This window comes from Segatella copri, assembly GCF_009494395.1.
In the GTDB taxonomy this organism is placed as follows: Bacteria; Bacteroidota; Bacteroidia; order Bacteroidales; family Bacteroidaceae; genus Prevotella.
Genome location: NZ_VZCB01000080.1, coordinates 17,445 through 32,519, shown reverse-complemented (window position 1 = coordinate 32,519; position 15,075 = coordinate 17,445). Strand labels below are relative to the sequence as shown.

15 protein-coding genes and 1 tRNA gene are annotated in these 15,075 nt (G+C 46.6%); 6 read left to right on the top strand and 10 right to left on the bottom strand.

Going from position 1 to position 15,075, the window contains the following annotated elements:
* The first annotated feature begins 54 nt into the window (after positions 1-54).
* Positions 55-327 carry an ACT domain-containing protein gene (locus F7D73_RS11220; RefSeq protein WP_153124755.1) on the top strand — a complete coding sequence of 91 codons (273 nt, stop codon included), beginning with the start codon at positions 55-57 and terminating at the stop codon, positions 325-327.
* A 44-nt stretch (positions 328-371) separates the two neighbouring features.
* Positions 372-1,736, top strand: coding sequence for a PFL family protein (locus F7D73_RS11215; RefSeq protein WP_153124753.1), 1,365 nt, complete (start codon positions 372-374; stop codon positions 1,734-1,736).
* A 90-nt stretch (positions 1,737-1,826) separates the two neighbouring features.
* On the opposite strand, the gene F7D73_RS11210 is transcribed toward F7D73_RS11215, so the two are convergent.
* The 3 genes from F7D73_RS11210 to F7D73_RS11200 form a co-directional block, all read right to left on the bottom strand.
* A complete protein-coding gene (locus tag F7D73_RS11210; protein WP_153124751.1) occupies positions 1,827-3,335 on the bottom strand; it encodes a family 10 glycosylhydrolase in 1,509 nt (502 codons plus the stop codon).
* 31 nt (positions 3,336-3,366) lie between these two features.
* On the bottom strand, positions 3,367-4,017 hold the full coding sequence (locus tag F7D73_RS11205; RefSeq protein WP_153124749.1) for a trimeric intracellular cation channel family protein: 651 nt from the start codon (positions 4,015-4,017) through the stop codon (positions 3,367-3,369).
* A 91-nt stretch (positions 4,018-4,108) separates the two neighbouring features.
* A complete protein-coding gene (locus F7D73_RS11200; protein WP_153124748.1) occupies positions 4,109-5,383 on the bottom strand; it encodes a replication-associated recombination protein A in 1,275 nt (424 codons plus the stop codon).
* A 124-nt stretch (positions 5,384-5,507) separates the two neighbouring features.
* Here F7D73_RS11200 and F7D73_RS11195 point away from each other — a divergent pair, with 124 nt between their 5' ends.
* The 4 genes from F7D73_RS11195 (at position 5,508) to F7D73_RS11180 (ending at position 8,941) form a co-directional block, all read left to right on the top strand.
* Positions 5,508-6,317 carry a hypothetical protein gene (locus tag F7D73_RS11195; RefSeq protein ID WP_153124746.1) on the top strand — a complete coding sequence of 270 codons (810 nt, stop codon included), beginning with the start codon at positions 5,508-5,510 and terminating at the stop codon, positions 6,315-6,317.
* 75 nt (positions 6,318-6,392) lie between these two features.
* Positions 6,393-6,614, top strand: coding sequence for a hypothetical protein (locus tag F7D73_RS11190; RefSeq protein WP_153124744.1), 222 nt, complete (start codon positions 6,393-6,395; stop codon positions 6,612-6,614).
* Between the two features lie 329 nt (positions 6,615-6,943).
* Positions 6,944-7,014 (top strand) — tRNA-Cys (locus tag F7D73_RS11185).
* Between the two features lie 436 nt (positions 7,015-7,450).
* Positions 7,451-8,941, top strand: a complete 1,491-nt coding sequence (locus tag F7D73_RS11180; protein WP_194256905.1) for an aminotransferase class V-fold PLP-dependent enzyme — start codon at positions 7,451-7,453, stop codon at positions 8,939-8,941.
* A gap of 65 nt (positions 8,942-9,006) precedes the next feature.
* Here the strand turns inward: F7D73_RS11180 and F7D73_RS11175 are convergent, their stop codons facing one another.
* The 7 genes from F7D73_RS11175 to leuD all read right to left on the bottom strand — a co-directional run bounded on the left by F7D73_RS11175 (position 9,007) and on the right by leuD (position 15,042).
* On the bottom strand, positions 9,007-9,699 hold the full coding sequence (locus F7D73_RS11175) for a hypothetical protein (RefSeq protein WP_194256904.1): 693 nt from the start codon (positions 9,697-9,699) through the stop codon (positions 9,007-9,009).
* A 40-nt stretch (positions 9,700-9,739) separates the two neighbouring features.
* The gene (locus F7D73_RS11170) at positions 9,740-10,555 is read right to left on the bottom strand and encodes a metallophosphoesterase family protein (RefSeq protein ID WP_153124742.1); all 816 of its coding nucleotides are present in this window, start codon (positions 10,553-10,555) and stop codon (positions 9,740-9,742) included.
* A 60-nt stretch (positions 10,556-10,615) separates the two neighbouring features.
* Complete coding sequence (locus F7D73_RS11165; protein ID WP_420377618.1) at positions 10,616-11,317, bottom strand: hypothetical protein; 702 nt, start codon at positions 11,315-11,317, stop codon at positions 10,616-10,618.
* Positions 11,318-11,527: 210 nt separating this feature from the next.
* Complete coding sequence (gene leuB / locus F7D73_RS11160) at positions 11,528-12,589, bottom strand: 3-isopropylmalate dehydrogenase (protein ID WP_089542501.1); 1,062 nt, start codon at positions 12,587-12,589, stop codon at positions 11,528-11,530.
* 92 nt (positions 12,590-12,681) lie between these two features.
* Positions 12,682-12,864, bottom strand: a complete 183-nt coding sequence (locus F7D73_RS16075; protein WP_194256903.1) for a hypothetical protein — start codon at positions 12,862-12,864, stop codon at positions 12,682-12,684.
* Positions 12,851-14,449 (bottom strand): alpha-isopropylmalate synthase regulatory domain-containing protein, encoded by a 1,599-nt coding sequence (locus F7D73_RS11155; protein WP_153124737.1) that lies wholly within the window; start codon positions 14,447-14,449, stop codon positions 12,851-12,853. Before F7D73_RS11155 ends, F7D73_RS16075 begins: the two co-directional genes overlap by 14 nt.
* Before the next feature lie 2 nt (positions 14,450-14,451).
* A complete protein-coding gene (gene leuD / locus F7D73_RS11150; protein WP_006846819.1) occupies positions 14,452-15,042 on the bottom strand; it encodes a 3-isopropylmalate dehydratase small subunit in 591 nt (196 codons plus the stop codon).
* Positions 15,043-15,075 lie beyond the last annotated feature (33 nt).

Sequence of the window (15,075 nt, the reverse complement as noted above, 5' to 3'; positions counted from 1 at the left end):
TTTGTGGCATAAAACATATTAAGAACAAAAGTATAACAATAAAAAGCTATAATCATGAACAGAACGATTATTACAGTAGTGGGAAAGGATACCGTTGGTATCATCGCCAAGGTTTGTACTTATTTGGCAGAGAACAGCATCAACATTCTTGATATCTCTCAGACCATCGTACAGGAGTATTTTAACATGATGATGATTGTAGATATGGGCAAGATGACAAAATCGTTTGAAGAGGTTGCTGATGAACTTGCCAACGTGGGTAAGGAACTCGGCGTGCAGGTGAAATGCCAGCGCGAGGAAATCTTTAACATGATGCACAGAATCTAAGCAAGAATCCAAAAGTTTATAATCAATAGCTAAATTTTGAAAGTATGATCAATATATCTGAGGTTATCGAAACCAATAAGATGATAGAGCAGGAAAACTTCGATGTGCGCACCATCACCATGGGTATCAATCTCCTGGACTGCGCTTCTACCGATGTGGAGGAACTCTGTCAGAATATACATAATAAGATTACACGACTCGCTAAGAACCTGGTGAAGACGGGCGAAGATATTTCCAAGGAATTTGGAGTGCCTATCGTCAACAAGCGTATCTCCATCACTCCTATCTCTCTGGTAGGCGGCTCTGCATGCAAGACTACAGACGACTACGTGAAGGTTGCCAAGACCCTCGACAAGTGTGCCAAGGAACTCGGTGTCAACTTCCTCGGTGGTTACTCTGCCATCGTAAGCAAGGGTATGAGCAAGAGCGATGAACTCCTTATCCGTTCTATCCCACAGGCAATGGCTCAGACAGATTTCGTCTGCAGCTCTGTCAACGTGGGTTCTACCAAGACCGGAATCAACATGGATGCTGTCCGTCTGATGGGAGAAATCATCAAGGATACGGCTGAAGCTACCAAGGAAAATGGTTCTTTGGGCTGCGCCAAGCTTGTTGTTCTCTGCAATGCTCCTGATGACAACCCATTCATGGCTGGTGCCTTCCACGGTGTTTCAGAGGCTGATGCTGTAGTAAGCGTTGGTGTCAGCGGTCCGGGTGTAGTAAAGTATGCATTGGAGAAGGTGAAGGGCGAAAGCTTCGAGGTTCTCTGCGAAACCATCAAGCGCACTGCCTTCAAGATTACCCGTGTAGGTCAGTTGGTTGCTAAGGAGGCTTCACGCCGTCTCAACGTACCATTCGGCATCATCGACCTCTCTCTGGCTCCTACTCCAGCCATCGGTGACAGTGTTGCTGATATCCTCGAACTCATCGGTCTTGAGCATGCAGGTGCTCCTGGAACTACAGCAGCTCTTGCTCTCCTGAACGACCAGGTAAAGAAGGGCGGTATCATGGCGTCATCATACGTTGGCGGTTTGAGCGGTGCTTTCATTCCTGTCAGTGAAGACCAGGGTATGATCAATGCCGTTGAGGCGGGTGCACTGACCATCGAAAAGCTGGAGGCTATGACCTGCGTATGTTCTGTAGGTCTCGATATGATTGCCATTCCGGGAGATACTCCTGCCACAACAGTTTCCGGCATCATTGCCGACGAGGCTGCTATCGGTATGGTCAACCAGAAGACCACAGCCGTCCGCGTCATCCCTGTTGTAGGAATGAAGGTTGGTGACAATGTAGACTTCGGTGGCTTGCTGGGTCACGCTCCTATCATGCCAGTGAACAAGTTCAGCTGCGAGGCATTTATCAACCGTTTAGGTCGCATCCCAGCTCCTATCCACAGTTTCAAGAACTAACATTTAGTTCCTATATATAGTAAAAGCCCCGGAAGTCTGATAATGACTTCCGGGGCTTATTAATCATATCATCGGATTAACCGAATGAAGCTAGAATGAAACCTTGACTTTCTTTCCCTTACTCTCATTACCTACTCTGTCAAGAGCTGTCACTACATAAACATACTGTTTTCCCTTCTCGTACTTCACCTTATAGAAAGGATCGTAGGTTATCTTCTGCAAAGCCTTCACATTACGGAGATCAATCTTCTCTCCCTTTCTGAAACGGTAGACTGCAAAACGATTCGCTTCATCACCCCATTTCTTCTTTTTCCATCTTGGAGCTTTCCATACAAGCAGCGGACCAAATTCCGTCCAGTGCAGCTTGATTCCCTTTACCTTTTTAGGATTCTTATCATCCAGGAAAGGCATCAATGGAGGAAGAGCCGGATACTTCCAATAATTGTTGCGGAGCGTATGGCCGATATTGCCCACATTATCAGCGGCAGTCTTAGCATACCATAACACAGTACCCTGCACATTGCTCATCTGCTGGTGCAGACGGTGCTTGGCAGGCAACTGATGACTGCGAGGATTTCCAGGATCAGCATGCTTGGCAGTACGCTCAATGTCTTCACCGATATAGAGAGGACGGTTGCCGGCATGCTTGTTCCACCAGGTGATGAGCGTCTTATAGTCTGCCGCCTTGTTGCCAATTTCCCAATACAGCTGAGGCACGGTATAGTCAACAAATCCATTGTTCACCCAGAGCAACACATCAGCATAGAGATCATCATAGTTCTGCAAGCCGTAGGTCTCAGAACCGTTAGGATCGGTACGCTTGTTGCGATAAATACCGAAAGGAGAAACACCAAACTTCACCCAAGGCTTGATGGTATGAATGGTTTCACCCAATTCCTGAACAAATCGGCTTACATTGTCACGGCGCCAATCACCGATATTGCGGAATCCTCTAGGATGCTGTCTGTAGAGCGCCTGATCCGGAATCTGCTTGCCTGCTACAGGATAAGGATAGAAATAATCATCAATATGGAATCCATCGATATCATATCTTCCTACAATATCAGCTGCAATACGGCAAGTATACTCAGTAGCCTCTCGCAAAGCCGGATTGAGAAGCACCAGGTTGTCATACTTGAAGCAAAGTTCAGGCTGCTGCTTGACAACACTCTTAGGTGAGAGATTGGCATAAGGAGTAGAACTGTGCTTGGCACGGAACGGATTGATCCAGGCATGAAGTTCCATACCACGCTTGTGGCACTGCTCAATCATCCACTGCAGCGGATCCCAGTAAGGAGAAGGAGCCTTTCCCTGCACACCCGTCAGATAACGGCTCCATGGTTCATACTCACTGGCATAGAGCGCATCACACTCAGCACGCACCTGGAAGATGATGGCATTCACACCATCCTTCTGCAATTCATCCAGCTGTCTGGTGAGCATAGCTTGAATCTGCTGCGTACTCTTACCTAAATACTGTCCGTTGACACACTGTATCCATGCGCCACGAAACTCTCGCTTGTTTTGTGCCATCAGCGAAGTCTGAAACATCAGCATCATCGCCAGAATCAGCAATCCAAAGATTTTCTCTCTTCTCATGTAGTATTGTTTAATGTTTAATTATCAATTATTAATTATCCTTCTCATCCTCATCCCGCAATGTAGGCAGCGAGATGTGGTATTTCACTGCAAGCAGACGGATGGCACATACAGTAACGAAGGAAGCAACCACCGTTACGTAGAGACTCACGTCCAGACAACTGAATCCCCAGTAGACGAGACCACCGATGACGCAAGCCATCGCATAAATCTCCTTGCGGAAGATAACCGGCTCCTCATTGAGAAGCACATCACGGATTACTCCACCGAAAGAACCCGTAATACAACCCATGATGATTGCCACCCAGAACGGGAAGCCGCAATCAAGGGTCTTCTGAATTCCTGCAATATTGAAAAGCGCCAGACCGAGCGTATCGAAAAGAAACCAGGTGTTATCGAGACGCTTCAGATAATGATGGCAGACGATGACTACTAGCTGAGCCAGCAGCGTAAACAGAAGATAGATTGGACTCGACATCCAGAAAGGAGTCTGACCCAACATCACATCACGGATGGTTCCGCCACCGATGGCAACAGCCACACCACACACAAATCCGCCCAGCCAGTCGTAATGCTTGGTGGCGGCAAGTCGGATGCCCGAAAGGGCAAACGCAAAGGTTCCTATGAACTCAATGACACTCTGAAGCGTCATCACCAGTTCCGGGTCATTATGAATAGTCATTTTTCTCGTAACAGTTAGTTGTTTTCAATTATATGATTTTCTATCAGTTAAAAATATCAATTATAAATTGTAAATTATCAATTATAAATTGTTAATCCTTAAACCGCTCTCCCCAGCAGGTTACCATCCAGTTATAGAGTCGTTCCTCAGAAGGAGAATGTTGCGGATACCAGAATCGCGAATTCCTGAGTTCATCCGGCAGATACTGCTGCTCGGTGAAATGCCCCGGATAATCGTGAGGATACTTGTAGCCATCATGATAGCCAAGGTCCTTCATCAGCTTGGTAGGCGCATTCCTGAGATGCAGAGGCACAGGCAGATTGCCCGTCTGCTTAACGGTAGCAATGGCCTCATTGACGCCCAGATAGGCACTATTGCTCTTAGGACTGGTGGCTAGATAAACTACAGCCTCGGCAAGTGCGATACGAGCCTCAGGCCAGCCAATCTTCATTACCGTATCAAAGGCGGCATTCGCCAGCAGCAGGGCGTTCGGATTAGCCAGTCCCACATCCTCGCTGGCACTGATAACCACCCTTCGGGCGATGAACTGCGGGTCTTCTCCACCCTCTATCATACGTGCCATCCAATAGAGAGCCGCATCAGGATCACTGCCACGGATACTCTTGATAAAAGCGGAGATGATGTCATAATGCATCTCTCCCTGCTTGTCGTAAGCCAGCGGATTCTGCTGCAACTGGTGTACCACCATCTGGTCGGTAATGACCACATCATTCGACCCAGCCGATTCAACCACGAGTTCAAGGATATTGAGCAGCTTGCGGGCATCACCACCACTATATCTCAGCAAGGCACCCTTCTCCTTCAGTTCAATATGCTTTTCCCTCAGTTCCACATCCTCCGTAATGGCACGATTCAGCAGTCCTTCCAGATCTTCCTTTTCCAAAGGTTTCAGGACATAGAGCTGACATCTGGAGAGCAACGGCCTGATGACTTCGAACGAAGGATTCTCCGTAGTAGCACCAATCAGGGTAACGATTCCTTTTTCTACCGCTCCCAGGAGAGAGTCCTGCTGACTCTTGGAGAATCGGTGAATCTCATCTATAAATAAAATAGGTGAAGCGGAATTGAAGAATCTTCCGTTCTTTGCCTTTTCTATCACTTCACGCACATCCTTTACGCCACTGGTCACCGCAGAGAGTGTATAGAAAGGCACCTTCAAGGTCTGCGCCACAATCTGCGCCAAGGTAGTCTTTCCCACTCCCGGTGGTCCCCATAGGATAAAAGAAGATATACGCCCTGCATCTATCATCTTGCGCAGGACGGCTCCCTCACCAACGAGATGCTTCTGACCGACATAATCAGCAAGCGTGTGAGGCCTCATTCTTTCAGCTAACGGTTCACTCATACTGCAAAGGTAATAAAAAAAACGAAACCGACACAAAAAATACAATGAAAAATAAAAAAATAGGCTGGAAAATTTGGATATATAAAAAGAAGTACTTAATTTTGCAATCAAAATATAGTAGACAATGAAAAAAGACAAAGTTATAACACTCAAGACTCTCACAAAGAGTAGTGTATGGGAAGTGCAGGAGAACGATGTTTTCCGCCTTTGGGAAGCTGCCGAGAAAGACAACGACCTGAAGGACAACCAGCGTAAGTATCTAGACACTATCCGCAGCGCATTCGAAATGGAGAAGATTACCGTCGATCGCCCAGAGGTGCTGGATAAGTTAACAGAACGTGGCTTCAAGATCGGTACCTTCCGTATCGATGACCAGAACGTGAAGTATGCCATCAAGAAGCGTCCTATCATGCGCGTTACCGACCTGACATACGAGAACGTAGGCCATATTACAGCCAGCAAGCTCATCGAGCTGCTGGAGCGCAACTTCGGTGGCGGATGGGAAAGCTTGCCACAGAGCATCCAGGACATCATCGAGAGCAACTTTGATATCAGTACCACTACCCTTCCTAAGGACCGCCTGAAGAAACCAGGTGGCTTGTACGAGAAGAAACTTGCCGATGATTATGAAGTACTCGTTGTACCAAAGGGTACATGGGTGGAAGCAATCTTCGCTAAGGAGAAGCCAAAGGTAGAGAAGATCCGCATGAAATTCATGGATGAAGACGAGCTGGACCGTGAGGACGATATCGAGGACACCGATGACGACGATGAGGATGCACCAGAGATTGAGGATCACTACAACGATCCTGACGAGGACGATGATGCCTTCGACGACGACAAGTTGACCGAAGAGAGTTATCGCACTACATTCGAAGACCCGGAGAATCTCGATCTTGACGATGCAGAAGATGTTGCTGACGACGACTACTAACAGAGGATTCCCAAAACTGGAAGTAGTGAGAATAAAAAAAAGGAATTTACACATTATTAAATAATAGATAAGGAAATGAACGCTTTAGTAGGATTTATCGCATTAGTTGTGGTAGCCATCGTAGGATGGGCTATCGCAGAGTTTAAGTATAAGGCTTTCACCTTTACCCGTTCTGAAAAGGATCTGGAAGAGGAGAAGGAACTGGAAGAGATTCAGCGCGAGAATGGTTTCAAGGAGATGAACATCCGTGACATCATGCGCAAGAACTCTACAAACGGCTACAATGCCGTAGGTTAAAGTAGAATCATCAATTCATACATTTTATAAATGACACAAAACGTGTTAATTCTATTGATATTGGCGGTATGCGTGATGTATACCGCCAATCGCATTTATAAAACTTACCGGAAAGCCAAGACGTGTAAGGACTTCAAATGCGCCAACTGCCCTTTTCTGGAAAAATGTGAACAGAAAAAGAGAAAAGCTGAAGTAAAAACAGAGAAAACAAGGGAAAAACAATAAAAAATGAAAGTTTTTTGAAAAAAGTAGATGAAAAATTTGGTGGAACCAAATAAAAGTAGTACCTTTGCACTCGCAATTCAGAAATGGTTGCTTAGCTTATAAATGGTGTCTTAACCGAGCGGTTAGGTAACGGTCTGCAAAACCGTGTAGAGCGGTTCGACTCCGCTAGACACCTCTTCAGAAAAAAGGAAATTCATTCATTTGAATTTCCTTTTTTTTCGTTTATATCCCACTCACCTCTGAACCAACAAATCCAGTTTGCCCCACTCGCCCTGAAAGAGCGTGTGGCAACAAAATGACCCAACAGGGCGTGTGGCAACAAAACAATATTACAAGGGGAATATGATGAATAAATAAAATAATTTCTAAAAAAGTATCTGAACTTACTACATTTTAAAAAAAATGATGAGTAATCAAAAAATACTTTAAGTTTTATTCTTTTATTTAAAAAAAAATATGTACCTTTGCAAACGTTATCCTGAATACAATCTTTTTACCTTAAAGAAAACTAATACCTATTGAATGTGAGCAGTTGCCTGCGAAGGTAGCTGCTCTTAGTTTTTTATAACCCTCCCATATAATATACTCCCTTTTCAGACGTTATATTATATATGAATAAGAAAATAGACATCATCAAGTTACAAAAGATATATGACCCTCGCGGCACACTTGTCGTCGCTGAGGAAAATACCCATGTGCCTTTTGAAATAGGAAATACGGAATGGTTTTCACCGAAATGCACCGTCATCACCCAGCATCAGAGAGAAACCATGCTGGTTGCACTCGCCGGTCACTTTACCCTTCGGGTAATAGAACAGGACGGAACCGGAGCAGAAACCTTGCTTGATAATCCAAACGAGGGAGCCCTGATTACGGCAGACTGTCCGTATCAGCTGACAGATTTCACAGAAGAAACTGTAGTATTGCGACTGACGGCAGCAGAAAAGGAAATCAAGTATCTAGACCTGAAAGCCATCAATGACCAATATCAGCCGGAAATCAACAATGCCATTGCCCAGGTATTAGACAGCGGCTGGTATCTGCACGGCAAAGCCCTGAGGCAGTTTGAAGAAGAATACGCAGCATTCATCGGCTCAGAATACAGCATAGGATGCGGATGCGGACTGGATGCCCTAAAACTCATTCTCATGGGCGAAATGGAATTGGGAAGACTGCAGAAGGGCGACGAGATTCTCGTGCCTGCCAATACCTACTATGCCACCATCCTTGCCATCACAAGCGTGGGACTGAAGCCTGTGCTCATTGATGCACGGCTGGACACCCTGCAGATAGATGAGCGACTCATCGAACAGCACATCACACACCAAACCAAGGCGCTGATGACTGTCCATCTATACGGCAAGCTGTCTGTTACACCCAAGATACTGGAACTTTGCCGGAAACATCAATTATTGCTGTTTGAGGATAATGCACAGGCATTCGCCTGCCAGATGCAGGTAGAGAACAGCGAAGCGAGCAGGAAAAGCATCCATACGGGCAATATCGGTGATGCAGCCGCTCACAGCTTCTATCCGGGCAAGAACCTGGGCGCATTGGGCGATGCAGGAGCCATCACCACCAACGACAGGAAGCTGGCAGAGGTCATCACTTCCCTCCGCGACTATGGCAGGGTGAGCAAATACGAATACGATTATCAGGGACTCAATTCGAGAATGGAAGAGCTCCAGGCTGCCGTGCTCTGCGTCAAGCTGAAGAATCCATACGGAGAGGCGAAGGACAGATTCCAGAAAGCCCAATACTATCTTTCCAAACTCGACAAAAAGATAGTAGAGCATTGCATTCCGCAAGAACTATATAAGGAGGAATCAGAGAATGTGGTGCATGTCTTCCCTTTCCTGACAGAAAAACGGGATGAACTGCGCGATTACCTTTCAGAGCATCGGGTGCAGACCGTGTGTCACTACCCGATTCCGCCTCATCAGCAGCCTTGCTATCCGGAATGGAACCATCTTTCGTTCCCTGTAACGGAACGGATAGCGCAGCAGGAAATCAGCCTTCCCTGCAATTCTACATTGAAGCAGGAAGAACTGGACAGAATCATCAACCTCATCAACCGTTTCTTCGAAGAGAGAGGAATTTAATTCTCCGAAGAAACGGCTGATGAAGCCTTTTGTTTTTCAAGAACCCTTGGGAAGTTCCTGAAACATTATAAATATTGCATCTTGACGCCCAGGGAAAGACCGAAGATGTCCCAGAAGTTGCCATTGCCATTACGTATGAAACGCATGGTATAGATATCATTGGTTCCCAACTCATAAAAGAACGTAATGCTCTTGATGCGCTTACGCATATTGTGCGGGATATTGTATCTGAAGCGCTCACCGAAGGCGATGTTAGGACGGATACGGGTAGAGAACGGATAATAGCCGTTTTCATACTTGGTAGGCTGCTTGGTCCAGAAATCATGTCCGAAGATGGTATTGAAATAGATGCTGCACTCCAACGGTTCAAACCACCATCCCTTACCGATATCACGGTGCCAGGGAATGAAATTCTCCTTGATCGTGAGTGTCAGTTTCGAATCGTCAGAATCAAAACGGGGAATATATCCGAGCATCACAAACGTCTCCCATTGGCGATGCTTGCCGTAATCCCATCCGATGCCCAGGGAAATCACACCCATGTTACCGCAGGTCTGTATCACTCCGTTGGTAGGAATCAGCAAATCCCAATGCTCGCGGTATTTGAGTACCCGCCTGTCATAACGCGAGAGTTCACCCTGCTCATTAACAACCAGTGTATCATGAACAATACTGTCATTCTTCATCTCGCCTTCAGCAGCAGAAGCCGAGATAACAGCACCCAGAAAGCATCCAGCCAGACATAAGCTTCTCTTCAAGGAAGAAAATCTCTTCACTGACGAAAAGTAGAAGTGTTTATTAATAATCGATAATCTCATAACGGTAGCCTTTTGGAGTAATGGTAAATATATAATACTGGTGCTTAGGAGCATTGCATATCTCATAATACATAGTGCCATCACCATACATATCGGTCTGCTTGGTATGATGTCCATGACCATAGAGACAGAACATCAGACCAGGGAACTGATGGGTATAATAGTTGAATACCTTAGCCACATTGTTATTGAACTGCTCAGAATAAGGAGCAGCATGCATACAGATAACGGTACGGTCGAAATCGGCAGAATCCGCCTTGCACTGCTCTTCCATGAAATCGAAGTTAGGTACAGGACGGGAATAGTCGTACTCAATGGCATTGGTATTGAGACATACGAACTTCACCCTGCCGGCGATGAAACTGAAATCCGGTTTGCCGAAAACCACCTCGTAAGTCTGGTTTCCGGTTCCCAGGCAGTCATGGTTGCCGAGCAATACCACAAACGGCATCTTCAGCTTCTGCAATCTGTCTCGGGTCCACTGAAATTCCTGCGTAGCTCCAAAGTCTGTGACATCTCCGCAGTGAAGTACGAAATCAATACTGTCCTTGCGCCTGTTGATATCATTCACTTCCTTTTTCAGATCGTCGAGCCACTGATGAGTATCGCTGATCATTGCAAAGCGGATGGTATCCTTATACTTGATGGCACTTTCTATCTTGGCGATATTGGCAGCATTCACGTTCTTGTCTCCATCCACATGAACATCGTATGGATGAACATCAAAAACGGTATCGCAGCCCGCCAGAAAGAGACAGCCAAAAGCTACAGCAATCTGCGTAAAAATTTTCTTCATAAACAAGTATCTTCTAATTGTTCTATTCTTCCCTATAGATTATATCAGATGGAATTACTACTACTTTTTCTTCAGTCTGTTATAGAACTCCAGCAACTGCCCTTTGGAGTACCCCATCTTCATCAACCGCTGCAAATCGGCATAGGCTTCATTCCTACGCTTCAGCAAGATGAGCAGGTCAAGATGATTCAGCACATAATCGGCATTATCAGCATCCAGCTCCATCGCCTTGGCATAATCATATTCCGCAGCTTCAAGCTGTCCCTTCTCCTTCTCCATTCCTCCACGTGCAGCATAGGCGATGGCATTGTCGGGATATTGCTCTATCAGCATATTGATGCCGTTATAAGCCTCGGTATAATGCTTGTCTTTCTGATTGAGAAGAGCGAGACCGAGCTGTGCCTGGAAATTGCCAGGCACCAGAACCAGCAGATTCTGATAGTCTAAACGGGCGAAGTTGTATCTGCGCAGCTGTTCGTTGACATAGGCACGATAAAAGAGACCTGCGATGTTGGTATTGTTCAGAAACAGCACCTTATCGAGGTCATCCTTGGCATATTGCCACTGCTTGAGCTGGATATTCCAGGCTGCCTTCTTCAGACGAAGGTCGATACTATCCGGATGATACGCCAGAACTTCCGTAGCCTGGGCTAGAGAATCTCTCAAAGCCTTCGCCTGGTCCTTGCTTAAGCTTTCAGATTCGTTCTGACTTTGAGCCGACATAGACAAAGCCCAAACTCCTAACAACATTGATATAATCATTTTCTTTTTCATGCTTGCAAAATTACAAATACTTTAGCAAACAACCAAGTAAAAAACTATTAAACTTAAATAGCTTTCCAGAAATAAACAAAAAAAAGGCAAATATGACAACTATCCATATAAAAAAACTACAATTACCGAAATAAAAAAGCCTTATGGAAGAAACGATTCCTCCATAAGGCCCTTGATATGATTATTCACATTTTATGCTTATGCATTCTTGATCCAGTTGACAATCCACTCGCCAACCTCTGTTGTGCCATAGTGAGCACCACCCTCAACCTGAATTTCAGGTGTGCGGACATTGGCATCGAGAGAAGCATCTACTGCCTTGCGGATCAAGGCTCCCTCCTCGTTCAAACCGAAGTGCTCAAGCAACATGGCTGCAGAAAGAATCTGAGCTACAGGGTTAGCCAGGTTCTTGCCAGCTGCCTGTGGCCATGAACCGTGAACAGGCTCGAACAAAGGTGTGTGCTCACCGAGAGAGCTAGATGGCTGCAAGCCCATAGAACCGGTGATGCAAGAAGTCTCATCGGTAAGGATGTCACCGAAGGTGTTCTCTGTAACGATGACATCGAAGAATGTAGGCTCTGTCAACACGCGCATAGAAGCGTTGTCGATGAACATATAGTCGGTGTTTACCTCAGGATACTGTGGCTCCATCTCCTTGGCAATCTGACGCCAGAGACGAGAAGATGCCAATACGTTTGCCTTATCTACTACTGTCAAGTGCTTGTTGCGCTTCATGGCAAACTCGAAAGCTACCTTCAGGATGCGCTCAATCTCAGGACGGGTATAGATATCTGTATCGTATGCCTTATCGTTATCCTGATACTTCTCACCAAAGTACATACCACCAGTCAACTCGCGGATTACTACGAAGTCAGCACCCTTCAGGAGTTCATCCTTCAATGGTGACTTATGGAGCAGGCAATCGAATGTGGCTACTGGGCGGACATTGGCGAAGAGGCCCAACTTCTTACGCATAGCGAGCAAGCCCTGCTCAGGACGAACCTTGGCTGTAGGGTTGTTGTCGAAACGTGGGTCGCCAACGGCTGCGAAGAGTACAGCATCAGCATCCATACAAGTCTTGAAGGTCTCCTCTGGGAATGGATCACCTACCTCATCGATAGCGTGAGCGCCGCAGATAGCCTCGTTGTAAGTAAACTCGTGGTTGAACTTCTCTGCAATGGCCTGCATAACTGCTACGCCCTGCTTCATAATCTCTGGTCCGATACCATCACCGGCGAGAACTGCAATGTTTAATTTCATCTTATCTGATTTTTTAATTGTTTATTTTTTGAATGATTAAAGCTTTTGCCCTTACAGGGCGCATTGCTAAATGCTATCTTATACCCAGGGTGTTACCCTGGGCTAGGAGCTTCTGCCCCTTCAGGGCGCGCTGCTGAATAGAAACCTTCGGAGATATTTTCATAATCTTCGGAGATAATTTCGTAATCTTCGGAAATATTTTCATAACCTTCGGAGATAATTTCGTAATCTTCGGAGATATTTTCGTAACCTTCGGAGATATTATTCCATATCAAGATTTCGAGGCGATGCCGGCTGTTCATCGCTCTTATCAGCCTCATACATATTAAGCATTTTGAGCGTTGCCTTGATAGCTGCCTCCGTCTGGTCGGCATCCAAGCCGCGGGTACGCCAGATGCGGTCGCCTTCACGCCAGGTAATGACGGTCTGGACGAGGGCATCGGTACGGCCACCAGGTGGAATGGTTACCTGATAGTTGTCGAGCGTAGGGAAGGTCTTGCCGAGCTTCACCTTGTAGATGTTGCGAAGAGCCTTTACGAAGGCATCATACTGACCATCACCAGAGCTACGGTCTTCATACTCCTTACCCTCTATTTCTACCTTCACGCTGGCGATAGGCTTCAAACCATAGGAAGTGGACACCATGTAACTGACCAGTTTTACCTTATCCTCAGGTGTGCTGTGCTTCAACACATCGCTCACGATGTATGGCAGGTCGTCCTGGGTTACCAGCTCCTTGCGGTCGCCGAGTTCGGTGATTCGCTTGGTCACAGCCTTGGTCTGCTCCGGCGTCAACTCCAATCCCAGCTCGTTGAGGTTCTGGATGATGTTCGCCTTACCGGAATTCTTACCCAATGCATACTCACGATGTCTGCCGAAACGCTCTGGCACCAAGTCGTTGCAATAAAGCTTGTCCTTGTTATCGCCATCGGCATGCACACCAGCCACCTGGGTGAAGACGTTATCGCCCACCACAGGGGTATTCGGAGCCACGGCGATGCCGCTGTATCCTTCAACCAATCGGGAAATATCGTTCAGACGGTCTTCCTTGATATTGGTCTTTGCCTCGAACATATCCTTCAGAATCACCTGAACACTCGCCAATGGTGCATTGCCGCAGCGTTCGCCCAAACCATTCACGGTAACATGAAGACCCTTGGCGCCACTCAATACGGCAGCCAGCGAGTTGCTCACCGCCAAATCGTAGTCATTATGGGCATGGAAGTCGAAGTGAGAGTTCGGATAACGGCGAACCATCTGGCGCATGTACTCCACACACTGCAATGGGTTCAGGATACCCAAAGTATCAGGAAGCAGGAAGCGCTTGATAGGCAACTTCACCAGCTCGTCCATCATCGTGAAGAGATAGTCACGACTGTCGCGCATTCCGCTCGACCAGTCCTCCAGGTAGAGATTTACGGTGAAATCCTTGCTCAGGGCATAGTCGATGGTCTGCTTGATATGAGCGAGATGCTCCTCAGGCGACATCTTGAGCTGCTGGGTGCAGTGCTTGTAGCTACCCTTAGCCAAGAGGTTGATGACGTGACCGCCGCATTCAGCAATCCAGTCCACGCTTTTGTTGTTATCCACGAATCCCAATACCTCAACGGAATCCAGCTTACCAATGGTCTTGGCATAACGGCAAATACGAGCGACAGCATCCTTTTCGCCTTCCGACACACGCGCTGAAGCCACCTCAATGCGATCAACATTGATGTCGTGCAACAGCATTCTTGCTATCATCAACTTCTCGTGAGGAAGGAAACTGACACCATTGGTCTGCTCGCCGTCACGCAGCGTGCTGTCCATGATCTCAATCTCCTTGATGCGGGAATTATCTCTCTTTGCGTTAACGTCCATAATTACTTGTTTTTAGCTTCCCAAGCCTCAACCTTGTCACGGTTCTGAACGAGGAAATCCACATCGTCCAAACCGTTCTCCAGACAGTGCTTCTTGTAGCCGTTGATTTCGAAGTGCTCGCTCTTGCCGGTAGCAAGATTGGTGACTGTCTGGTTAGGAAGATCTACCTTTACCTCTGTCTTGTGATCCTTGTCGATGCTCTCGAAGAGCTCCTTCAGGAATTCCTCGCTTACTACTACAGGCAATACGAGGTTGTTCAATTCGTTGTTCTTGTGGATATCAGCAAAGAAAGAGCTGATGACTACACGGAAGCCTGCGCCTGCGATGGCCCAGGCAGCGTGCTCACGGGAAGAACCTGAACCGAAGTTCTTGCCAGCTACGAGGATGACACCACTGTAAGAAGGGTCATTCATCACGAAGTCTGGCTTTGGAGTTCCGTCGGCATTGTAGCGCCAGTCGCGGAAGAGGTTGTCGCCCATACCCTCTTTATCGATAGCCTTGAGGAAACGGGCTGGGATGATCTGGTCTGTATCTACATTCTCCAATGGAAGAGGAATGCAGCTTGATGTAATTACATTGAATTTCTGTTTCATCGTTGTTGTAATGTTTAATTTTTAATGTTTAGT

Excerpts from the sequence above, each read along its gene's own strand:
- F7D73_RS11195 (WP_153124746.1), top strand. The coding sequence starts at position 5,508 with ATGAAAAAAGACAAAGTTATAACACTCAAGACTCTCACAAAGAGTAGT.
- F7D73_RS11220 (WP_153124755.1), top strand. The coding sequence starts at position 55 with ATGAACAGAACGATTATTACAGTAGTGGGAAAGGATACCGTTGGTATC.
- F7D73_RS11210 (WP_153124751.1), bottom strand. The coding sequence starts at position 3,335 with ATGAGAAGAGAGAAAATCTTTGGATTGCTGATTCTGGCGATGATGCTG.
- F7D73_RS11155 (WP_153124737.1), bottom strand. The coding sequence starts at position 14,449 with ATGGACGTTAACGCAAAGAGAGATAATTCCCGCATCAAGGAGATTGAG.
- F7D73_RS11180 (WP_194256905.1), top strand. The coding sequence starts at position 7,451 with ATGAATAAGAAAATAGACATCATCAAGTTACAAAAGATATATGACCCT.
- F7D73_RS11215 (WP_153124753.1), top strand. The coding sequence starts at position 372 with ATGATCAATATATCTGAGGTTATCGAAACCAATAAGATGATAGAGCAG.
- F7D73_RS11170 (WP_153124742.1), bottom strand. The coding sequence starts at position 10,555 with ATGAAGAAAATTTTTACGCAGATTGCTGTAGCTTTTGGCTGTCTCTTT.
- leuD (WP_006846819.1), bottom strand. The coding sequence starts at position 15,042 with ATGAAACAGAAATTCAATGTAATTACATCAAGCTGCATTCCTCTTCCA.
- F7D73_RS11165 (WP_420377618.1), bottom strand. The coding sequence starts at position 11,317 with ATGATTATATCAATGTTGTTAGGAGTTTGGGCTTTGTCTATGTCGGCT.
- F7D73_RS11190 (WP_153124744.1), top strand. The coding sequence starts at position 6,393 with ATGAACGCTTTAGTAGGATTTATCGCATTAGTTGTGGTAGCCATCGTA.
- F7D73_RS11205 (WP_153124749.1), bottom strand. The coding sequence starts at position 4,017 with ATGACTATTCATAATGACCCGGAACTGGTGATGACGCTTCAGAGTGTC.
- F7D73_RS11200 (WP_153124748.1), bottom strand. The coding sequence starts at position 5,383 with ATGAGTGAACCGTTAGCTGAAAGAATGAGGCCTCACACGCTTGCTGAT.
- leuB (WP_089542501.1), bottom strand. The coding sequence starts at position 12,589 with ATGAAATTAAACATTGCAGTTCTCGCCGGTGATGGTATCGGACCAGAG.